The 22,312-nt window shown below is 70.8% G+C and carries 15 protein-coding genes; 5 read left to right on the top strand and 10 right to left on the bottom strand.

Translation table 11 applies throughout. The features are described 5' to 3' along the window. Both TN53_RS33625 and TN53_RS33630 read right to left on the bottom strand, forming a co-directional pair. Positions 1–676, bottom strand: a 676-nt coding sequence (locus TN53_RS33625; protein ID WP_159038228.1) for a maltotransferase domain-containing protein, incomplete at its 3' end; no start/stop codon positions are given. Positions 677–880: 204 nt separating this feature from the next. Then, positions 881–2,083: a S8 family peptidase gene (locus TN53_RS33630; RefSeq protein WP_046262562.1), complete on the bottom strand. Its 1,203-nt coding sequence runs from the start codon at positions 2,081–2,083 to the stop codon at positions 881–883. A gap of 294 nt (positions 2,084–2,377) precedes the next feature. On the opposite strand from TN53_RS33630, the gene TN53_RS33635 reads away from it, so the two are divergent. Next, on the top strand, positions 2,378–4,996 hold the full coding sequence (locus TN53_RS33635) for a glycosyltransferase family 1 protein (RefSeq protein ID WP_046262563.1): 2,619 nt from the start codon (positions 2,378–2,380) through the stop codon (positions 4,994–4,996). 45 nt (positions 4,997–5,041) lie between these two features. Here TN53_RS33635 and TN53_RS33640 read toward each other — a convergent pair whose 3' ends face one another. The 7 genes from TN53_RS33640 to TN53_RS33670 form a co-directional block, all read right to left on the bottom strand. Then, positions 5,042–5,548 carry a DUF1990 family protein gene (locus tag TN53_RS33640; protein WP_046262564.1) on the bottom strand — a complete coding sequence of 169 codons (507 nt, stop codon included), beginning with the start codon at positions 5,546–5,548 and terminating at the stop codon, positions 5,042–5,044. A gap of 70 nt (positions 5,549–5,618) precedes the next feature. Continuing rightward, entirely contained in the window at positions 5,619–7,286 is a 1,668-nt protein-coding gene (locus tag TN53_RS33645; RefSeq protein WP_046262565.1) for a M4 family metallopeptidase, read from the bottom strand. Positions 7,287–7,583: 297 nt separating this feature from the next. Continuing rightward, the gene (locus TN53_RS33650) at positions 7,584–9,593 is read right to left on the bottom strand and encodes a M4 family metallopeptidase (protein ID WP_234441762.1); all 2,010 of its coding nucleotides are present in this window, start codon (positions 9,591–9,593) and stop codon (positions 7,584–7,586) included. A 304-nt stretch (positions 9,594–9,897) separates the two neighbouring features. Then, positions 9,898–11,649, bottom strand: coding sequence for an ABC transporter ATP-binding protein (locus tag TN53_RS33655; protein ID WP_046262567.1), 1,752 nt, complete (start codon positions 11,647–11,649; stop codon positions 9,898–9,900). Continuing rightward, positions 11,646–13,430, bottom strand: coding sequence for an ABC transporter ATP-binding protein (locus TN53_RS33660; protein ID WP_046262568.1), 1,785 nt, complete (start codon positions 13,428–13,430; stop codon positions 11,646–11,648). Before TN53_RS33660 ends, TN53_RS33655 begins: the two co-directional genes overlap by 4 nt. Before the next feature lie 19 nt (positions 13,431–13,449). Beyond that, entirely contained in the window at positions 13,450–15,312 is a 1,863-nt protein-coding gene (locus TN53_RS33665) for an ABC transporter ATP-binding protein (RefSeq protein WP_046262569.1), read from the bottom strand. Beyond that, entirely contained in the window at positions 15,309–17,090 is a 1,782-nt protein-coding gene (locus tag TN53_RS33670; protein WP_046262570.1) for an ABC transporter ATP-binding protein, read from the bottom strand. The genes TN53_RS33665 and TN53_RS33670 overlap by 4 nt, the downstream gene beginning before the upstream one ends. 196 nt (positions 17,091–17,286) lie before the next feature. On the opposite strand from TN53_RS33670, the gene TN53_RS33675 reads away from it, so the two are divergent. From TN53_RS33675 to TN53_RS33690, 4 genes are read left to right on the top strand one after another with little or no spacing between them, the layout of a single operon-like run. Beyond that, positions 17,287–18,198, top strand: coding sequence for an ABC transporter ATP-binding protein (locus TN53_RS33675; RefSeq protein ID WP_046262571.1), 912 nt, complete (start codon positions 17,287–17,289; stop codon positions 18,196–18,198). Next, entirely contained in the window at positions 18,195–18,929 is a 735-nt protein-coding gene (locus TN53_RS33680) for an ABC transporter permease (RefSeq protein ID WP_046262572.1), read from the top strand. Before TN53_RS33675 ends, TN53_RS33680 begins: the two co-directional genes overlap by 4 nt. 25 nt (positions 18,930–18,954) lie before the next feature. Then, positions 18,955–20,208, top strand: a complete 1,254-nt coding sequence (locus tag TN53_RS33685) for a sensor histidine kinase (protein ID WP_046262573.1) — start codon at positions 18,955–18,957, stop codon at positions 20,206–20,208. Beyond that, positions 20,198–20,827 carry a response regulator gene (locus tag TN53_RS33690; RefSeq protein WP_046262574.1) on the top strand — a complete coding sequence of 210 codons (630 nt, stop codon included), beginning with the start codon at positions 20,198–20,200 and terminating at the stop codon, positions 20,825–20,827. Before TN53_RS33685 ends, TN53_RS33690 begins: the two co-directional genes overlap by 11 nt. Here TN53_RS33690 and TN53_RS33695 read toward each other — a convergent pair. Beyond that, on the bottom strand, positions 20,824–22,239 hold the full coding sequence (locus tag TN53_RS33695; RefSeq protein WP_046262575.1) for a sulfatase: 1,416 nt from the start codon (positions 22,237–22,239) through the stop codon (positions 20,824–20,826). The two genes, TN53_RS33690 and TN53_RS33695, sit on opposite strands and share 4 nt — an antisense overlap. Between the last annotated feature and the right edge of the window lie 73 nt (positions 22,240–22,312).

A 22,312-nucleotide genomic window follows, 5' to 3' on the forward strand; every position in this document is an offset into this window, starting at 1 on the left:
GCAGCGGCAGCACCTCGGAGACGGTCACCAGATCCCGCAGCGGATACCGCGCCAGCACCGCGTCCACCTCGGGCGTCAACGCCCCCGCCAGCCGCGCCGCGGCCGGGCGGGTCTCGTCCCGGAGGGCGGTCACGGCGGCGCGGATCACCTTGCGCAGGCCCTCGCCCTTGGGGACGCCGTCGGCCGCCCGTTCGTACAGGCGCGCGCCGTCCTCCAGGACGAGGTCGGTGTCCATGCCCGCCGGGATCTTGATCTGGGCGTGGTGGCGCCAGGTGCTGATCGGATCGCCCCAGGCCTCGACCTGGAAGGTCCAGTGCCCGGGTTCGCCGGCGCTGACGTCGGCGCCCCAGCGGTCGGTGCCGGGGGCCAGTTCGCGCATCGGCGTCCAGGGGCCCGGGCGGCCCTCGGGGTCTTTCAGTACGACGTTGGCGGCGACCGCGTCATGGCCTTCGCGGAACACGGTGGCCGAGATCGCGAAGGTCTCGCCGGTGACCGCCTTCGCGGGCCGGCGTCCGCGCTGGACGATCGGACGGACGTCGAGGACGGGTATGCGCCCGATGCCGTCGCCGGTGGAGGGTGGCTCCGGAGGCGGTGGCTGGATGTCTGCCGAGTACTGCTCGGGCGGTGTCTCGGTACCGGTCGTCGGGGGTGCTGACGAGTGGTGCGTGGCGGGCATGACCGCTCCTGTCCGCGTCAACGTGGGTGGGCGGATGGCTGTGGGGAGGTGGGTCCTGCGTGGTGTTCCTGAGGGTTGTACCGGAGGAGCCTTCCCACCCTATTCGGGTGGGCAATCCGGCACTTTGTTAACTACTCACGCGTATGTCTACACACAAGACCGGCCCCGTTCGAGATGAACGGGGCCGGTTTCCGCACGCTGTCGCTACGAGGCCGGAACCTGCAGCAGTTTGTTCGGCGAGGCAAGCCCTCGGCCGGAGATTTTTCCGGAAACCGCCTGTGCGACCAGTGCCTTGGACACCTGTGCGGGTGTGGCCTTGGGGTGGTCGGCCAGATAGAGCGCGGCCGTGCCCGCCGCGTGCGGCGACGCCATCGACGTACCCGAGTAGGTGGCCTTGGCGGTGTCGCCCTTGTTGGACGCCGAGGTGATCGCGACGCCAGGGGCGAACAGGTCGAGTGCCGCACCGAAGTTCGAGAAGTCCGCCCGTGCGTCCTTCTTGTCGCTCGCGCCGACCGTGATCGCCTGCTTGACGTTCGCGGGTGAGTAGAGGCTCGCCGGCAGTGCGTCGTTGCCGGCCGCGACCGTGTACGTGACACCCGACTTGATCGAGTTGCGTACGGCGGCGTCGAGTTGGGCGTTGCGGTAGCCGCCGAGGCTGACGTTGGCGACCGCGGGCTTCCTCGCGTGCTTGGTCACCCAGTCGATACCCGCGATGACCTGGGCGGTCGTGCCCGATCCCGCGTTGTCGAGGACCCGGACGGCGACGACCTGGGCCTGCTTGGCGACGCCGTACTTGGTGCCCGCGACGGTGGCGGCGACATGGGTGCCGTGGCCGTTCCCGTCGCTCGCGGTCCTGTCGTTGCCGACGAAGTCCCAGCCGTAACTGGCGCGTTTGCCGAAGTCCTTGTGCGAGATGCGAATGCCGGTGTCGATCACGTACACCGTCGCGCCCGCGCCCGCGGACTCGGGCCAGGTGTAGCTCTGGTCCAGCGGCAGATTCTTCTGGTCGACGCGGTCCAGCCCCCAGGACGGCGGGTTCTGCTGGGTGTGCTCCAGGGTCACTCGGGTGTCCTGGGCGACCGACGCCACGCGGGAGTCGGCCGCGAGCAACTTGGCCTGTCTCTCATTGGCCTTGATCGCATAGCCGTTGAGGACCGTGCCGTAGGTATGGCTTATTTTCGCCCCGTACTTCTCGGCGAGACTCTTTCCCGCCGACGACGGAGCCTTCGTTTCCCCCTTGAGAGTCACCAGGTAGCTTCCCCCGACGGAACCGGGGTTCCCGGCGCCGAGTATCTTCCCCTCCGGTGCGGCGTGCGCGGGCAGGGTGATGGCTGAAAGCGCGGCGGCACAGGTCACCGCGGTCAAGCCCCCCGCCCAGCGCAGACGCCGTGTGCGCGTCCGTGCCATGGTGTGAGTTCCCCTCCTCAACTCGGCGTACGGCGGCCGTGGTTCACCGGGAGTCGACCGGCGTGGCCGATACGCCACGTGCAGCCTCTCGTGGGGTGCGAAGCCACCACAAGGACGCCTACGGGGGCGGAATCGGCCATATCGTCCATGGGGGGCGCGTGAAGGTTGCGGCGTTTTCCGGTCTGTCTGCTTCTGCGGCACCGTGGTTACGACGGCCGTCGGCCGATACCGTCGACGGTGACGACGGGGCGCACAGCGCGGTGCGTCCCCCTCCGCACGTCGTACGAGGTGGCAATGAAGGCTATCCGTCGCTTCACCGTCCGACCCGTACTGCCCGAACCCCTCCGGCCGCTGAGCGACCTGGCGCGCAATCTGCGCTGGTCCTGGCATGCGGAGACCCGTGACCTGTTCCAGTCGGTCGATCCGGAGTGCTGGGCCGCTTCGGGCTGCGATCCCGTACGCCTGCTGGGCGACGTACCGCCCCGGCGCCTCGCGGAGCTGGCGGAGGACCGCCGCTTCCTGCGCCGGCTGACGGCCGCCGCGGACGATCTGCACGACTACGTCTCCGGCGAGCGCTGGTACCAGGCGCAGTCGGGCGAACTCCCCGCCGCTGTCGCCTACTTCTCGCCCGAGTTCGGCGTCACAGCGGCCCTGCCGCAGTACTCCGGCGGTCTGGGCATCCTCGCGGGCGACCATCTGAAGGCGGCCAGTGACCTGGGCGTCCCGCTGATCGGTGTGGGGCTCCTGTACCGGCACGGCTACTTCCGCCAGTCGCTGTCCCGGGACGGCTGGCAGCAGGAGCACTATCCGGTTCTCGACCCCAACGAGCTGCCCGTGGGGTTGTTGAAGGAGGCCGACGGCACGCCCGCACAGGTGTCGCTGGCCCTGCCCGGCGGCAAACAGCTGCACGCCCGGATCTGGCTGGCCCAGGTCGGCCGCGTGCCCTTGCTGATGCTCGACTCCGACGTCGAGGAGAACGATCTCGGCGAACGAGGGGTGACCGACCGGCTCTACGGCGGCGGCAGCGAACACCGGCTCCTCCAGGAGATGCTGCTGGGAATCGGCGGGGTCCGGGCGGTCCGCACGTACTGCCGGCTGACCGGCCACGCCGCACCCGAGGTCTTCCACACCAACGAGGGCCACGCGGGGTTCCTGGGGCTGGAGCGGATCGCCGAACTGGGCGATCAAGGGCTTGATTTCGATGCGGCGCTGGAGGCGGTCCGGGCCGGGACGGTCTTCACCACCCACACCCCCGTCCCCGCCGGCATCGACCGCTTCGACCGTGAGCTGGTCGCCCGGCACTTCGGGGCTGATGCCGAATTGCCGCGCATCGACGTCGAACGGATCCTGCGGCTGGGCATGGAGACGTATCCGGGTGGCGAGCCCAACCTGTTCAACATGGCGGTGATGGGCCTGCGGCTGGGGCAGCGCGCGAACGGTGTCTCGCTGCTCCACGGTCATGTCAGCCGCGAGATGTTCTCCGGACTCTGGCCGGGATTCGACCCCGACGAGGTGCCGATCACCTCCGTGACGAACGGGGTGCACGCCCCGACCTGGGTCGCACCGGAGGTCTTCCGGCTCGGCGCCCGGCAGATCGGCGCCCAGCGCACGGAGGACGCGCTGACGGTCGGCGGCTCGGACCGGTGGGACGCGGTGGGGGAGATCCCCGACCAGGACATCTGGGAGCTGCGCCGGGTGCTGCGCGAGCAGCTGGTGACGGAGGTGCGGGAGCGACTGCGTGTGTCGTGGCGCCAACGGGGCGCGGGGACGGCGGAGTTGGGGTGGATCGACGGGGTGTTGGACCCCGACGTCCTGACGATCGGATTCGCGCGGCGCGTCCCGTCGTACAAACGCCTGACGCTGATGCTGCGCGACCGCGACCGTCTGATGGACCTGTTGCTGCACCCCGAGCGCCCGATCCAGATCGTGGTCGCGGGGAAGGCGCACCCGGCGGACGACGGCGGCAAACGCCTGGTCCAGGAGCTGGTTCGGTTCGCGGACGACCCCAGGGTGCGGCATCGGATCGTGTTCCTGCCGGACTACGGCATGGCGATGGCGCAGAAGCTGTACCCGGGCTGCGACATCTGGCTGAACAATCCGCTGCGCCCGCTGGAGGCGTGCGGGACCTCGGGCATGAAGGCGGCGCTCAACGGCTGCCTCAACCTGTCGGTCCTGGACGGCTGGTGGGACGAGTGGTTCCAGCCCGACTTCGGCTGGTCGATCCCGACGGCGGACGGCACGGGGACGGATCCCGACCACCGGGACGACGTGGAGGCGGCGGCGCTGTACGACCTGCTGGAGCAGCGGGTCACACCGCGGTTCTACGAGCGGGGGCAGGGCGGGCTGCCGGACCGCTGGATCGAGATGGTCCGCCAGACCTTGACGCTGCTCGGCCCGAAGGTGCTGGCCGGCCGTATGGTCCGCGACTACGTGGAGCGGCTCTACACCCCGGCAGCGCATGCGCATCGCGCGATGACGCCGGAGCCGGCGCGGGAGCTCGCGGTCTGGAAGGCGCGGGTGCGGGGTGCCTGGTCCTCGGTCACGGTGGACCACGTCGAGACGTCGGTCGCGACGACCACGGCGGAACTGGGCTCGACACTCGGGCTCCGGGTGCGGGTGGGGCTCGGTGAGCTGAGCCCCGAGGACGTCGAGGTCCAGGCCGTCTCCGGGCGCGTGGACGAGGAGGACCGGATCGCGGACGCGATGACGGTTCCCCTGAAGCCCGTGGGCGGGCCGGACCCGGAGGGGCAGTGGGTGTACGAGGGGCCGCTGTCACTGGACCGGACGGGGCCCTTCGGGTACACCGTCCGCATCCTTCCGTCCCATCGACTGCTGGCGTCCGGGGCGGAGTTGGGGCTCGTGGCGGTGCCTTCGGAGGATGTGGTGGAGGGGGCGGGTGTGCTGATGAGGTGACGCGCGCAGGTGCTTGCCAGGCGGCTGATGCGGGCCGGGCAGGACTCAGTCCTCGTCCCCGCCGCTCAGCCGCCGCAACACCACCCCGCACCTGCGCGCATAGGCATGCTGCAACCCTCGCGTCGCGGGCCCGCCCGCCCGGGTGTACCACTTCGCGGCCCGGCTGAACGCGGAGATGGTGAGCCAGACCGTGCCGTCCCCCGTCCGGTCCACGACGAAGGACTCCTCGCCGCACTCGGGGTGGCCGGAAAGTGTTCCGTACGCCCAGCCCGCGCGGCGGTGTTCCTCCACCGTCCAGACCACGCGGCAGGGCGCCTTGATGACCCCGGCCAGCGTCACCGTGACGTCGACGTCGGGTGCCGCGCGTTCCGCGGAGGCGTCGATGCCGACGCCCATCGCGCGGTGCATCTCCCAGGTCAGGACCGCTTCCGAGGCGCGGCGGAAGACCTGTTCGCCCTCGCCGATGCGGGTGCGGACGTGGAGGGGGCGGAAGCCGGGCGGGCAGAAACCGTTCCGCTGGGTCGCGCCTACGTCGTCGTACGTGAAGGACATGGGAGACAAGGGTAGGGCGGCACCCCGGAATGCCTTCGTCCCGGGTGCCGCCCAGCGAGCCGCCCTCGGGCTAGCTCACGTTGACCGCGGACCAGGCCGCGGCGACCGCGTTGTACTCGGTGCTGGTGGAGCCGTACAGGGCGGAGGCCGCCGAGAGCGTGCCCGTGCGTGCCGCCTTGTAGTTGGTCGTCGACGTGAAGTACGTCGTCAGCGCCTTGTACCAGATCTGGAGCGCCTTCGCGCGGCCGATGCCGGTGACCGTGGAGCCGTTGGACGTCGGCGAGTTGTAGCTCACGCCGTTGATCGTCTTCGAACCGCTGCCCTCCGACAGGAGGTAGAAGAAGTGGTTCGCGACGCCGGACGAGTAGTGGACGTCCAGGTTGCCGACGGAGGAGGACCAGGAGTCCGCCGAGCCGCCGTCCTTGCTGGGCTTGTCCATGTAGCGCAGCGGGGTGCCGTCGCCGTTGATGTCGATCTCCTCGCCGATGAGGTAGTCACCGACGTCGTTGGAGTTGGCCGCGTAGAACTCGACACCCGTGCCGAAGATGTCCGAGGTCGCCTCGTTGAGGCCGCCGGACTCACCGCTGTAGTTCAGGCCCGCCGTGTTCGAGGTGACGCCGTGGCTCATCTCGTGGCCGGCCACGTCCAGCGAGGTCAGCGGGCTGACGTTGCCCTCGCCGTCGCCGTACGTCATGCAGAAGCAGCTGTCGTCCCAGAACGCGTTGACGTACGCGTTGCCGTAGTGGACCCGGGAGTAGGCCGCGACACCGTTGTTCTTGATGCCGCTGCGGCCGAAGGTGGACTTGTAGAAGTCCCAGGTGGTCGCCGCGCCGTAGGCGGCGTCGACGGCCGCGGTCTGGTCGGTGGTGGAGCTGGAGGCGGCTCCGGTGCCCCACGTGTTGTCGGCGTCCGTGAACAGCGTGCCCGCGGAGGAGCTGGTGGCGTGGGCCTTGTTGTACGTCTTGTGGCTGCCGCGCGTGCCGTCGGTCAGCTGGTACGTCGAGCCCGACAGGGTGGTCTCCAGACTGACCGTGCCCGAGTACAGGCTCTTGCCGGTGCCGGTCGCGTTCTCGATGCCCTGGTACTCGAAGAGCTTCTTGCCGGTGGCGGCGTCGGTGATGACGTGCAGCTGGTTCGGGGTGCCGTCGTCCTGGAAGCCGCCGACGATCGTCTCGTAGGCGAGGACGGGGGTGCCCGAGCCGGCCCAGATGACCTTGCGCGCGCCGTCGGCGGCGGTCTTCTCCGAGCCCGCGGCCTCGGCGGCGGTCAGCGCCTGCTTCTCGGCCTTGACGACGGTGAGCTTCGGGGTCAGGGAGGCGACCTTGATGCTCTTGGTCGTCGCCTTGGAGACGCCCTTGGTCGCACCGGACTTCGACTTGTGGACGACCAGGTCGCCACCGAGGACCGGCAGACCGGCGTAGGTGCGCTCGTAACGCGTGTGGACGGTGCCGTCGACGTCCTTCACGACGTCCTTGACGACCAGCTTCTCCTTGGCGCCGAGGCCTATCTCCTGGGCGGTGTCCGAGGCGCCGGCCTGCTGCTGGTTGATGAGCGTGGTGCGCGCGGCAGGGGACAGCTGAAGGGGGGCGGAGGCGAGGGTCGCCCTGCCCGTGGCTTCCGCCGGGCTCTGTGCCGCGGCGGTGCCGCCGGTCAGACCGGTGGTGAGGAGGGCTCCGGCCGCGACAGCGGTGGCGATGGCCAGAGTGGTGCGCTTGTGACGCGCGTAGACGGGGGTCACACAAGCTCCTTGGTGGGGGAGCCCGGACGGCTGTGGGGCAACCGGCCCGGGGTGGTTGTGAAGTTGTGCGGCGGGTGTGAGGAAGAGTGGCATCAGGGCCGCATAAATGTCATGACCCCGTCGTGATGTTGGCCGAAAACCCGCTCCTGAGTGAACATTGCCGCAATGTGAAGCGACTTGACCTCGGCAAAGGCCCAACAAGCCCTCGGTAAGGCGCTGGCAAAAAGAGGGCGCCGCCCCGGGGAGTCGAACCACCGGGACGGCGCCCTGTCCTTCAGTCGCTCAGCACCATCCGGTCTACGGGAAGGTGAGCTTCCAGCTGTTGATGTAGCCGGTGTCGATGGCCGCGTTGTCCTGAACCCTCAACTGCCAGGTCCCGTTGGCGACTTCGGAGGACGCGTTCACCGTGTAGGTGGTGTTGAGGTTGTCCGTGCTGCCGCCGGTGCCGTACGCCTTCAGCGTGTACGCCGTGCCGTCGGGGGCGACCAGCTGGACCTGGAGGTCACCGATGTAGGTGTGCACGATGTCGACCGCGACCGCGAGGTTCGACGGCGCGTTGCCCGTACGCCCGGTCACGGCGATCGAGGACGTCACCGCGGCCCCGTTGTCCGGAATCGATACGTCGGTCGTGCTCTCGAAGGAGGTGCCGCCGCCACCGCCACCGCCGGGACGCGAGCCGACCGCCACGCCCGCCCAGGCGTTCTGGACCGCCGTGTACTCCGCGCTCGTCGTGCCGTACAGCTCACCCGTCGCCGCGAGGGTGCCGGTGCGGGCCGCCGCGTAGTTGGTCGTGGAGGTGAACTTCGTGGTCAGCGCGCGGAACCAGATCTTCTCCGCCTTGTCGCGGCCGATGCCGGTGACCGGAAGGCCGTCCGCGGTGGGCGAGTTGTAGCTGACGCCGTTGATGGTCTTGGCGCCACTGCCCTCGGACAGGAGGTAGAAGAAGTGGTTCGCCGGGCCGGACGAGTAGTGCACGTCGGCGCTGCCGATGCTGGACGTCCAGTTGTTGTACGACGAACCGTCCTTGCTCGGCTGGTCCATGTAACGCAGCGGCGTGCCGTCGCCGTTGATGTTGATCTCCTCGCCGATGAGGTAGTCACCGACGTCGGAGGAGTTGTTGGCGTAGAACTCGACGGTCGTGCCGAAGATGTCCGAGGTCGCCTCGTTCAGGCCACCGGACTCACCGGAGTAGTTGAGTCCGGCCGTGTTGGAGGTGAGCCCGTGGGTCATCTCGTGCGCGGCCACGTCGATCGACGTCAGCGGGTTGGCGTTGCCCGAGCCGTCGCCGTACGTCATGCAGAAGCAGCTGTCGGACCAGAACGCGTTGACGTAGTTGTTGCCGTAGTGGACGCGCGAGTACGCCCCGACGCCGTCGCCGCGGATACCGCTGCGCCCGTGTACGTTCTTGTAGTAGTCCCACGTCAGCGCGGCACCGTAGTGCGCGTCCGCGGCGGCCGACTCCAGGTTGGAGGCGCTGCCGTTGCCCCAGATGTCGTCGGCACCGGAGAACAGCGTGCCGGTGCCGGAGGTGCCGCGGTTGAGGTTGTACGTCTTGTGGCCGCCGCGGGTGCCGTCCGTGAGGTTGTACGTCGACCCGGACTGTGTGGTGCCGAGGGTGACCGTGCCCGAGTACACCGTGTTGCCGGTGCCGGTCTCGATGGCCTCCCACTCGTACAGCTTCTCGCCCGTGGCGGCGTCGGTGACGACGTGCAGCTCCTGCGGGGTGCCGTCGTGCTGGAAGCCGCCCACGACCGTCTCGTACGCCAGGGTCGGCTTGCCGTCGCCGGCCCAGATCACCTTGCGCGGGGCGCGGTTGACGGCGGGGCTCTTGGCGTCCTCCGCCTTCGCGGCGCCGAGGGCCTGGCTCTTGGCCTTGGCGGCGGAGACGGCGGCCGTGGTGGTGGCCGGCTTGATGGCGGCGCGGGTCGCCTTCACGACGGCCTCGGTCGCGTCGGCCTTCGTGGACTCCACGACGAGGTCGCCGCCGAGAACGGGCAGACCGTCGTAGGTACGCTCGTAGCGGGTGTGGATCGTTCCGTCGCCGTCCTTGAGGACGTCACGGACGACCAGCTTCTCCTTGGCGCCCAGGCCCAGTTCCCTGGCGGTGTCCGCCTTGGCGGCGTTGGCCGTGCGGATCAGCGCGGCGCGCTGGGCGGGCGTCAGCTTGACCGACTCGGCGCCCGGTATGACCTTGCCCGCGGCCGACGGTGCCTTCTCCGGGGCTGCGGACGCGGCGCCCGACTGGACGGCCGCGGCGATCAGGGCGGACACACCGACCAGCGCTACTGCGGCGGCCCGGCGGGGCATGGTGTGGGAGGTGCGTCTGTGGGAGGAACTCGCTCTCAACACTGACTCCTGCGTCTGCGGGCCGCGGGTCGCGCGGCCGGGGGAGACCGGGCGGCGGGTGGGCCGGCCGGGCAGAACGGGAATTGCGCGTGCGGGAGTTCGGCCGCGGCACAGCGCTGTGCAGGTGCTGTGGGGTTGCTGTGGCGGGGTCGTGGGAAGAGTGGCAGCAGTTCGCGGTTTCTGTCAGGAGCGCGTCAGGAAGTTGGCTGGAAATCGTCCGTTGCCCGGTTGGTCATGTTCGTTATACGGGCAATTTGCCTGATCGTCAGGATGGCCGGTCCCCGTGCCACGAGTGCCACAGCGCCGCGTACGCCCCGTCCGCCGCCACCAGCTCCTCGTGCGAGCCGAGTTCGGTGAGCAGTCCGTCCTCCATCACCGCCACCCGGTCCGCGTCGTGCGCGGTGTGCAGCCGGTGCGCGATCGCGATGACGGTACGTCCCTCCAGTACGGCGGCCAGGGCGCGCTCGGTGTGCCGGGCGGTGGTCGGGTCGAGCAACGCCGTCGCCTCGTCCAGGATCAGGGTGTGCGGGTCGGCCAGGACCACGCGGGCCAGGGCGAGTTGCTGGGCCTGCGAGCCGTCGGTGGGGTGACCGCCGTCACCCAGCGCGGTGTCGAGGCCGTCGGGCAGCTCCCGCACCCAGGCGTCGGCGCCGACCGCGGCCAGCGCGGACCACAACTCCTCGTCCCCGGCGGATGTTTCGGCGATCCGCAGGTTGTCCCGGACCGACCCCAGGAACACATGGTGCTCCTGCGTGACCAGGACGACCTGGCGGCGCAGCTGTTCGGGGCCGAGCTCGACGACGGGCACCCCGCCGACCGTCACGGTGCCCGCACTGGGCGCGTCGACACCCGCGATGAGTCGGCTGAGCGTGGTCTTCCCGGCGCCGGACGGCCCCACCACCGCGAGCCGCTCCCCGGGCCGTACCGTGAGGTCGACCCCGTGCAGCACCTCGCCGCCCCGCCCGTACGAATACCGCACGCCGGTCACGTCGATCCGGTCGCCGGCCGGAGACAGGGGCTTGGCCCCGGTGGCCCGCGGAGCGCGCGCCAGCCCCTCCACGCGGGCGAACGAGGCACCGGCGCTCTGCAGTTGCTCGACCCGGACCAGGATCTGGTCGAGCGGGTTGATCAGCTGGTTGAGGTAGAGGGCGGCCGCCACGACCGAGCCCAGGCTCATCGCCCCGTGCGTGTGCAGGAGTCCGCCGATGATCAGGATCCCGGCGATGGGGAGGAGGTACGCCACCTCCACCGAAGGGAAGAACACGCTGCGCAGGTAGAGGGTGTGGAGGCGGGTGCGCCGCGCGGTCTCGATGGTGTCCCGGCTGGCCCGGACACGCCGTTCCCCCAGCCGGAGCGCCTCCACCGTACGGGCGCCCGCCGCCGTCGCCGCGACGATCTCGGCGACGTCCGAGGTCGCCGCGCCCTCGGCGAGATAGCCCACCCGGGCCCGGCGCAGATACCAGCGCAGGGCGAACCAGATCGGGGTGAGGCCGAGTACGCCGACGGCGCCGAGGACGGGATCGATCAGGAAGATGGCGGCGAGCGCGAACAGGAACCGTACGGAGTTGATGAACAGGTCGGGACCGGCGTCGCGCAGTGTCGTGCCGACCGTGGCCACATCCGCCGTACCGCGGGCGGTGAGGTCGCCTGTTCCCGCGCGTTCCACCACGGACGCGGGCAGGGCGAGGGTGCGGTCCACGAACTCCTCGCGGACACGGGCGAGGGTGCGTTCGCCGAAGCGGTGGCCCACATAGCGGGCGCAGCGGGCCAGGAGCAACTCCGTGAGGGAGCACACCAGCAGGGCGAGGGCGAGCCGGTCCACGGCGCCCACCGCGCGGCCTGCGCGTACCTCGTCGATGATTCTGCCGAGCAGCCAGGGGCCGCCGAGGCCGGCGATCGCGGCCAGCGCGTTGAGGGAAAGGGCGGCGGTGAAGGCTCGGCCGTCGGCTCGGATCAGTCGGAGCGAGGCCTTGCGGACGTCCGCGGGTTCGGCGACGGGCAGGTGTCCGGACGTCACCGTACGGCCTCCTCGGAGTCGGTGTCCCTGGCGACGAGTTCGCGGTAGCCCGGGGTGGTGTCGAGGAGCTGGCGGTGGGTGCCGGACGCTACGCGCTTGCCGTCGACCAGGTAGAGGACGGTGTCCGCGCGGTCCAGGACGAGGGGGGACGTGGTGGTGACGACGGTGGTGCGGCCGTTGCGGGCGTGCTTGAGGCGGTCGGCTGCGCGGGCCTCTGTGTGGGCGTCCAGGGCGGAGGTGGGTTCTACCGCGAGGAGGATCTCCGGGTTTGCGGCGAGGGCTCTTGCCAGGCGGATGCGTTGGCGTTGGCCGCCGGAGAGGTTGCGTCCCTGGGCGTCGACGGGGGAGTCGAGGGCGTCGGGGAGGGCTTGGACTATGTCGTCGGCTACCGCTGCGTGGAGGGCTTGGGTTATCTGCGCTTCAGGGGGTGCCTTGGATGGTCGTATGGCGTCTGCGGGCTCGTTGTGGCTGGTCGCGCAGTTCCCCGCGCCCCTAAAGGCGTCTCCGGCGCCCTCTACGACATTGCGCAGGGTGTCTGCGAACAGGTCTGCCTCGTGGTCCGCGACCAGGATGCGGGCGCGGATCTCCGTCAACGGGATCTCGTCCAGGGGGATTTCACCCCAGGTCGTTCGCGACGGGGTGTACCTCCCCAGGCGGTCGATCACCGTCGCCGTCTCCGCCGGATGTGCGCTCGCCAGTGCCGTCAGACGGCCCGGCCGCACCCTCACACCTGACTCGGGGTCGTGGAGTACCGACGGTTCCGCGGGGGCCGGCCTCGTGCCAGCGTCCTCCATCGGCTGCAGGCGCAGGAAACCCACGACACGGCGGGCCGCCACCACGCCCCGGCTCAGCATGTAGCCGCACTCGACCCAGAAGGCCACCGGGCCCACCAGGACCGCGACATAGCCGTAGACCGAGACCAGCTCGCCCACGGTGATGTCGCCCTGGGCGGCGAGACGGGCGGCCAGCCAGGTCACCACGGACAGGAAGATCGTCGGGAGGCCCACGCCGAGGGCCTGGACCCAGCTGGTGACCGCGCCGACGCGGTAGCCCTGGGCGCGCAGGTGCTGGGAGTCGCGGTGGAAGGCGTCCGCGACCAGGCCTTTGCCGCCGAGGCCGTTGAGGACGCGGAGGCCGCCCGCGAGGTCGGCGATGCGCGCGGTGAGGACGCCCTGGCGCTCGCGGTACTCGGTCTCCGTGCCCTGCAGGCGGGTGAGGAGAGGTCCGACGAGGACGACGATCGCCGGGATGCCCAGCAGCACCACGACCGCGATCAGCGGTGAGACCGAGACCAGCAGTCCGGCGATCGTCAGATAGGCGACGACGGCCCCGACGCCAGGGCCGACCACGGTCAGGGCCTGCGCGATCGTCTGTACGTCGCCCACCCCGATCGTGACGACCTCCCCGGCGCCCGCCCGGCGCGACAGCGCGGCGCCGAGCCGGACCGCGTGGCCGACGACGACCTTCACCGTGCGGAAGTTGGCGTCCATCCGCACCCGGGTCATCGTGCGGTGCCGCATGATGCTCAGCCACGCGTTGAACGACCCCACCACGAAGAGGGCCGCCGACCAGCCGGTCAGCGCGCCGAAGTCGCCCGGTTCCAGACCCTCGTCGATCGCCTTGGCCATCAGGTACGGCGTCGCGGCCAGCAGCACCATCCAGGTGCTGGCGATCACCGCCCCGAGGGCACACCGGCCCGCCTGGCACCGCACGAGCCACCGCAGATACCACCAGCCGCCCCGCGCGTCGGGCGTGCCGGGATCCTCGTACGCGTCGATCACCTGTCGTCCCCCCGATTCCCTACGCCAGACTGTCCCGCCACGCCCGGTGCAGATCCGCGAACCTGCCTGTCCCCGCGATGAGTTCGGCCGGTGGGCCGTCCTCGACGATCCGGCCGTGCTCCATCACCAGCACCCGGTCGGCGATCGCGACCGTGGAGAGACGGTGGGCGATCACCACCGCCGTACGGCCGTGCAGGACCGTCGACATCGCCCGCTGCACGGCCCGTTCGCCCGGGATGTCCAGCGAGCTGGTCGCCTCGTCCAGGATGAGCACCGCCGGGTCGGCGAGCAACGCCCGTGCGAACGCGACGAGTTGGCGCTGACCGGCGGAGATACGGCCGCCCCGCTTGCGTACGTCCGTGTCGTAGCCGTCGGGCAGGGCGCTGATGAACTCATGGGCGCCGATCGCCTTCGCGGCCCGCTCGATGTCCTCGCGGGTGGCGTCCGGGCGGCCGATGGCGATGTTGTCGGCGACCGTGCCGGAGAACAGGAAGGCCTCCTGCGTCACCATGACGACCCCGCGCCGCAGTTCGGGCACGGCCAGCTCGCGCAGATCGACGCCGTCGAGCAGGACGCGGCCCTCGGAGGGGTCGTAGAAGCGGGCGAGGAGCTTGGCCAGCGTGGACTTGCCGGCGCCGGTCGAGCCGACCACCGCGACCGTCTGTCCGGTGGGGAGGGTCAGGTCGAAGCGGGGCAGGACCTCGCCACCGGTGCGGTAGGCGAAGCGGACGCCGTCGAAGACGACCTCGCGGCCCGGGTGCTCGGACTCCAGGGGCGGAAGCTGCCGGGGCTCGGACGGTTCCGGCACCGACGGCGTCTGCGCGAGCAGGCCCGCGATCTTCTCCAGTGAGGCCGCCGCCGACTGGTACGAGTTGAGGAACATGCCGAGCCGGTCGATCGGGTCGTACAGCCGCCGCAGATACAGCACCGCCGCCGCCAGCACACCGAGCTCCAGCGTGCCGCCCGCCACCCGGTGGGCGCCCCACAGCACGATCAGGGCGACGGCCGTGTTGGCGACCAGCCGGGAGCCGACGACGTAGCGGGCCATCTCGATGAGCGCGTCGCCGTTCGTGCGCTCGTGCCGCCTGTTGAGCAGGGCGAAGTCGGCGTCGTTGGCCGCCTCGCGGCGGAACGCGCGCACCGGGCGGATGCCGTTCATCGTCTCGACGAACTTCACGATCACGGCGGCGATCGCGGTGGACCGCCGGGTGTACACCTCTCCCGCGCGCCGCTGGTAGATCCGTATGAGGAGATAGAGCGGCACGAACGACGCCACCGCCACCGCGCCGAGGCCCAGGTCCAGCCAGAGCAGCAGCGCCGAGATGTAGACGAAGGACAGGACGACCGTCACCAGCTCCTGGAGCCCCTCGCTCAGGAGCTCCCGCAGCGACTCGACGTCCGCCGTGGAGCGGGAGATGAGCCGGCCCGAGGTGTAGCGCTCGTGGAAGTCGACGCTGAGGGCCTGCGCATGGCGGAAGATACGGCCGCGCAGGTCGAGGAGCACATCCTGGTTGACCCGGGCCGAGGCGAGGATGAACACGTACTGCAGCCCGCCCGCGGCCAGCGCACACAGCAGATAGCCGACGCCCACGGCGATCAGCGGACCGTGGCGGTCCTCGCGGAACGCCGGTACGGCGCTGTCGATCGCGTACGCCACCAGCAGCGGGCCCGCCTGCACCGCCGCCTGCTGGAGCAGCAGCAGAAGCGCGGCGCCGAGGGCGCGGGCCTTCATCGGCGTGAGCAGGGAGCGCAGGAGGTCGGAGGTCGCGCGGGGCGGCGTGGGCAGGACGTCGCGGTCGAAGGGATCACCGCCGCCGGCGGCCCTGTGGCCGTCCGGTTCCTCGTCGGCGGTGGTGGACGCGGCCTTCGTCGGCGCCGTCATCGGTCCTCCCCCGTCTCCCCGGACCCCGACATGAGGTGGGCGTACTCGGCGTTCGTGCGCAGCAGTTCGTGGTGGGTGCCCACGGCGGTGATCCGGCCCTCCGACAGCAGGGCGACCCGGTCGGCCAGCAGCACGGTCGAGGGCCGGTGCGCCACGATGAGCGCGGTGGTCTCGGCGAGCACCTCCCGCAGCGCGGCTTCCACGGCGGCCTCGGTGTGCACGTCCAGTGCGGACAGCGGGTCGTCGAGCACGAGGAACCGGGGCTGCCCGACCACCGCCCTCGCGAGCGCGAGACGCTGCCGCTGGCCGCCGGAGAGGCTCAGGCCCTGTTCTCCGACCTGGGTGTCGGTGCCCTGGGGGAGGGCGTGCACGAAGTCGGCCTGGGCGACGGCGAGGGCGCGCTCCAACTCCGTGGCCCCCGCGGTGCTTTCGGCGCCCATCAGCACGTTGTCGCCGACGCCGGCCGAGAAGAGGGTGGGCTCCTCGAAGGCCACGGCGACGAGTTCGCGCAGCGACTCCCTGGGCATGGCCGCGATGTCCTGGCCGTCGAGGGTGATGTGACCGGAGGTGACCTCATGCAGGCGGGGGACGAGGGCGGTGAGGGTGGTTTTGCCGCTGCCGGTGGCGCCGACCAGGGCCATGGACTCGCCGGGGCGTATGTGGAGGTCTATGCGGTCCAGGACGGGCGGGGAGTCGGAGGGAGCGTCGGGGTAGCGGAAGACGACGTGGTCGAACCGCAGCCCGCTGTCCTTACGGCCGACGTCGGCCGCGCTCACCGCGGAGTCCTCCGGCGTTTCGTCCATCACCTCGAAATACCGTTCCGTCGCGCTCGCCGCGTCCTGGCTGATCGCCAGCAGGAAGCCGATCGAGTCGATGGGCCACCGCAGCGCCAGAGCCGTGGACAGAAAGGCGACCAGGGTCCCCGCCGACAGGTCCCCGTCGGCCACCTGTACCGCCCCCAGCACCAGCGCGGCACCGATGGCGATCTCCGGCAGCGTCACGATGACACCCCAGATCGACGCGAGCAGCCGGGCCTTGCGCAGCTCCGTCCCGCGCAGGGTCCGCGACAGCTCACGGAACGCCCGCGCCTGGCTGCGGTGCCGCCCGAAGCCCTTGATGATGCGGATGCCGAGCACGCTCTCCTCGACGACCGTCGTCAGATCGCCGACCTGGTCCTGGGCGAGCCGCGCCACATGGAAGTACCGCCGCTCGAAAAGCACGCACGTGACGATCACGGGCACGGCGGGCCCCAGGATCACCAGCCCGAGCGTCCAGTCCTGGAGCAGCATGATGATCACGCCGATGAGGATTGTCACCCCGTTGACCAGCAGGAACGTCAGCGGGAACGCCAGGAACATCCGCACCAGCATCAGGTCGGTGGTGCCGCGCGACAGCAACTGCCCCGACGCCCACCGGTCATGGAACGACACCGGCAGCCGCTGCAGATGCCCGTACAGATCCGCCCGCATCTCCGCCTCGACATGGGACAGCGGCCGCGCCACCAGCCACCGCCGCAGCCCGAACAGCAACGCCTCCCCGAGCCCGAGCAACAGCAGGAACAGCGCGCCGAGCCACACGCCCGCCGGATCCTGGTCGGCGACCGGTCCGTCCACCATCCACTTCAGGACGAGCGGGATCACCAGCCCCGTACAGGACGCGAGGATCGCCACCGACGCGGCGCCGAGCAGCCGCGCCCGGACGGGCCTGACGTACGGCCACAGGCGCAGCAGGGTACGGACGGCGGAGTGTTCCTTGGTGGTGGCACGTGTCGAGGGCATCAGCAGTGAGCCTACAAATCGGCACTGACAACGCCCACCGAGTTTTGGCCGGAGTCGAATCGGCCGCTGGACCTACGACCTGCGCGTTCGACCGACCGCACGGCACCGTCGTACCCCCGCATCAACCGATCGGCCGATGCCGCTTCGAGCGCGACGGCCGATGTGCGCACCGCCCGCCCACCGCGACGCTGATGCCATGTCCGTCATCGAAGTCACCGAACTGCGCAAGTCCTACGGCGGCCGGCCCGCCGTGGACGGTGTCTCCTTCGCCGTCGAGGAAGGCGAGATCTTCGGCGTCCTCGGCCCGAACGGAGCCGGCAAGACCACCACCGTCGAGTGCGTGGAGGGCCTGCGCGTCCCCGACGCCGGCCGTGTCCGTGTCACCGGCCTCGACCCGATCGCCGACCACGAGCGGGTCGCCCGCGTCCTCGGCGCCCAGCTCCAGCGGAGCGAGCTCCAGCCCAAGCTGACCGTGCGCGAGGCCCTGGAGCTGTATGCCGCGTTCCACGAGAAGCCCGCCGACTGGCGCCCCCTCGCCGAGCGCCTCGGCCTGACCGGCAAGCTGACCACCCGGTTCGGCAAGCTGTCCGGCGGTCAGAAGCAGCGCCTGTTCATCGCGCTCGCCCTCATCGGCAACCCCAGGGTCGTCGTCCTCGACGAGCTGACCACGGGCCTCGATCCCCGCGCCCGCCGCGACACCTGGGAGCTCATCGAGGAGGTCCGCGCGAGCGGTGTCACCGTCCTGCTGGTCACGCACTTCATGGAGGAGGCGCAGCGGCTGTGCGACCGGATCGCGGTGATCGACAAGGGCCGGATCGCCGCCCTGGACACCCCGGCCGGACTGATCCGCCGCTCGGCGGGCGCCACCGTCATCAGCTTCACGCCGTCCGCCCCGCTCGACGACCGTGACCTGAACGGCCTGCCCGCGCTCGCGTCGGTCCAGCACCGGGAGGGCCGCGTCACGCTCGCCGGCACCGACGAGACGGTCGACGCCGTCATCACGCTGCTGGCCCGCCACCGCATCACCGCCCACCAACTCCGGGTCACCGACGCCACGTTGGACGACGCGTTCCTGGACCTCACCGAGACCAAGGAGACAGTGGCATGAACACCACCGTCCTGAAGACCGAGTTGCGACTCCTGTGCCGCGAACCCGGCGCCCTCTTCTGGATGCTCGCGTTCCCGACCCTGCTGCTGGTGATCCTCGGCTCCGTCCCGGCCTTCCACGATCACGAGGACAACCTCGGGGGCCTGCGGACCATCGACGTCTACGTCCCCGTGACCGTGCTGCTCGGTCTGATCGTGGGCGGCATCCAGGCGATGCCGCAGACCCTCACCGGCTACCGCGAGCAGGGCATCCTGCGCCGCATGTCCACCACCCCGGTCCGCCCCGCCGCGCTGCTGTCCGCGCAGCTGGTCGTGTTCGCCGCAGCCGCCCTGGCATCGGCGCTGACCACCCTCCTCGTGGGCCGTCTCGCCTTCGACGTACGCCTGCCCGAACAGCCCTTCGGATACGTCCTCGCCCTCGTCCTGGCCGTGCTCGCGGTCCTCGCCCTGGGAGCCGTGATCTGCGCGCTGTCCCGTACGACGAAGATCGCGGCGGCGATCGGGTCGGCGGTGTTCTTCCCGGCGATGTTCTGCGCGGGCGTGTGGCTGCCGGTACAGGCCATGCCGGACGTGCTGGCCCGGATCGTCGGTTACACGCCGTTCGGCGCGGCCGCCGAGGCCCTCAACCGGGCCGCCGGGGGCGACTGGCCGGGCTGGACCCACCTGGGCGTGCTGATGGCCTGGACCGTGCTGCTCACCGCCGCCGCGTCGCGCTGGTTCCGCTGGGAGTAGACAGGTGGCCGTGCAGACTGGGGAGATGACCGTGTCGTACGCACACATCGACCGGCGCCAGGACCAGTTCCACAGCTGGGGCCCCTACGGGCTGCTCCTCGTCTCCACCCTCCTCTCGCTCGCCGCGCACGAACTGATCGCGAGCCCGGCCGAGTGGTACGCGGGCGGGGCTCTCGTCGTCGCCGCGGCGGGGCTTCAGCTCTGGCTCGGCCCGCGACACGGCTGCCGGACCCCGTCCCGCCGTGGAGCAGTCATCTACGCCCTGCGCTGGGCGGTCTCCTTCGCGCTGACATGGATCAACCCGTTCTTCGCGTTCTACGCGGCAACCGGCTACTTCGACAGCGACGAACTGATCCCCGGCAGGCGATGGCAGCGGCTCGGTCTCCTCGGCCACGCCGTCGTGATCGCGGGCTCGCAGGCCGGTGGGTTCCCGTTCCACAGCTGGATCCAGTGGGTGCTGTTCGGCGTCATGCTGGTCGCGAACAGCACCCTGCTGATGATGGTCGGCCACTTCGCCCGCCAGGAGGAACAGCGCTCCCGCGACCGGGCCGTCACCATCACCGAACTCGAACGCACCAACACGGCGTTGCAGCAGGCGCTCGACGACAACGCCGCCCTTCACGCCCAACTCCTCGTCCAGGCACGGGAAGCGGGCGTCGCCGACGAGCGCCGGCGGCTCGCCGCCGAGATCCACGACACCATCGCCCAGGGCCTGACCGGCATCATCGCCCAGCTCCAGGTCGTCGCGAACGCCCCCGACCTGGACGTCGCCCGCACCCATCTCGCCCGCGCCTCCGGCCTGGCCCGGCACAGCCTCGGCGAGGCCCGCCGCTCGGTGCACAACCTCGCCCCGGTGGCGCTGGAGGACGCCGGGCTGCCGGAGGCGCTGAAGAAGACGGTCGCCGAATGGGGCGAACGGACGGGCGTACGGGCCGAGTTCACCGTGACAGGCCGGGCGGAGCAATTGCACGAGGAGGTCGCGGCCACCCTGCTGAGGATCGTCCAGGAGGCCCTGTCGAACGCCGCCCGCCATGCGCGGGCCACCCGCGTCGGGGTGACCCTCAGCTTCCTGGGCGACGAGGTGATCCTCGACATCCGCGACGACGGCCGGGGCTTCGACCCCCTCGCCGCCCCCGCACGCACCCGCACCGGCGGCTTCGGCCTCGACGGGATGCGCGCCCGCGCCGAACGCATCGCCGGCTCCCTCGCCGTGGAGTCCGAGCCGGGCCACGGCACGGCGCTGTCGGCTCGCGTACCGTTGGTCCGCCATGACCCGTGACATCTCACTGCTGATCGTCGACGACCATCCCGTCGTACGGGACGGTCTGCGCGGCATGTTCGAGAACGCCCCCGGATTCACCGTCCTCGGCGAGGCGTCGAACGGTGTCGAGGCACTGTCGAAGGCCGCCGCGCTCGACCCCGACGTGATCCTGATGGATCTGCGCATGCCGGGCGGCGGGGGAGTCGACGCCATCCGGGAACTGACCCGCCGGTCCGCCCGCGCGAAGGTGCTCGTCCTCACGACGTACGACACGGACTCGGACACCCTGCCCGCGATCGAGGCGGGCGCGACGGGCTATCTGCTCAAGGACGCCCCGCGCGACGAGCTGTTCACGGCCGTCCGCGCGGCGGCGGACGGCCGTACGGTCCTCTCCCCGGCCGTCGCCTCCCGTCTGGTCTCGGCCGTGCGCGCCCCCGGCAAGGAGCCGCTCTCCGCGCGCGAGCGCGAGGTGCTGGCCCTGGTCGCCAGGGGCACGTCCAACCGTGAGATCGCCCGTGAACTGTTCATCAGCGAGGCGACCGTGAAGACCCATCTCACCCACCTGTACGCCAAGTTGGCCGTCAAGGACCGGGCGGCGGCGGTGGCGACGGCGTACGAGCGGGGAATCCTCGGCTAGTTCGGGTACGGCAGCAGCGTGCCCGCGGTCTTCTCCCAGGACGCCTTCAGTTCGGCGAGCAACTCGGGCTTGTCCGGGGCCAGATCGGCCTGTTCGCGGGCGTCGGCGGCCAGGTTGTAGAGGTGGTCGGCCTTGGTGGCGTCCTGGTAGTACTTCCAGTCCCCGCGCCGCAGCGCCCGGTTGGCCCGCACCCGCCAGAACAGGTCCCGCTCGGGCAGCTCCTCGCCCCTGAGCAGGTATCCGGCGAGGCTGGTGCCGTCCAGCGGGTACGCCGGGTCGGGGCGGGCGCCGCCGATCTCCAGCAGGGTCGCCGCCCAGTCGGGGGAGAAGTTGGGCTCGTGGCTGACCTGGTGGCCGTCGACGCGGGCGGGCCAGCGCACGATCGTCGGGACGCGGATGCCGCCTTCGAGCAGCACGAACTTCTCGCCGCTGAGCGGCCAGTTGTAGGAGTAGCGCTCACCCCCGTTGTCGCTGGCGAAGAGGACGAGGGTGTTCTCCTCCTGCCCGGAGCGGCGCAGCGCGGCGAGCACCTCGCCGACGGCGGAGTCCAGGCTCTCCACCATCTCCCTGTACTTCTCGACCGAGCCGCCGTCGTAGTGGTTGAGCGCGGCGACGACCTCGGCCTGCGTCTTGGCGGCGCGGATCCTCGCCTCGATCTCGGCGCCCGTCTCCTCGTCGTCCTCCGCGAGCCACGGCCAGTGCGGGGTGGTGAAGTTGAGGTTCAGCAGCCAGGGCCTGTCGTGGTCCCGGCCGACGTACTCGACGGCCCGCTCGGTCAGGACCTCGGTGTAGTAGCGCAGGTCCTCGTAGGTGGCGTCGCCCTCGTACAGGTCGTAGTCGCCGAGCTGGCCGAGCTTGGAGAAGTACTCCAGCACGCCTCCGTGATTGCCGAAGAACTCGTCCCAGCCGGACTTGGTGGGGCTGTAGTCCGGCAGCCAGCCGCAGTGCCACTTGCCGATCAGGGCGGTGGCGTAACCGGCCTTCTTCAGCAGGGAGGCGAGCGTGGGGTGGTTCGGGTCCAGCCCCTGCGTCCGGTTCCCGATCGGCTCGGCGAGCCCGCCCGGGGTACGTCCCGGATAGCGCCCGGTGTAGAGGCTGAACCGGGTCGGCGAGCAGGTGGCCGACCCCGAGTACGCGTCGGTGAACCGCACACCCTGGCGGGCCAGCCGGTCCAGGTGCGGCGTCCTGATGTGCGGGGCGCCGTAGGAGGAGAGGTCGGCCCAGCCGAGGTCGTCACCGAGGATGACCAGGATGTTGGGGCGCCTGCCGGAGGAGGCGGCGTGGCGGGCCTGGAAGGGGCGCTCGGCGGGGGCGTTCTCAGCGGCCCCGGCGGTGGCGGCCGTACCGGCGACGGCGGTCACGGCACCGCCACCGACGAGGCCGGCGAAGGCGCGGCGGGATATCTCGGGCATGTGCTTCAGTGGATCAACGGACCCCACCTGATGGCCAGAAATCCGGCGGGGAGTTCATGGACCTGAAACGTTG

The organism is Streptomyces sp. WM6386, from assembly GCF_000972385.1.
Classification (GTDB): Bacteria; Actinomycetota; Actinomycetes; order Streptomycetales; family Streptomycetaceae; genus Streptomyces.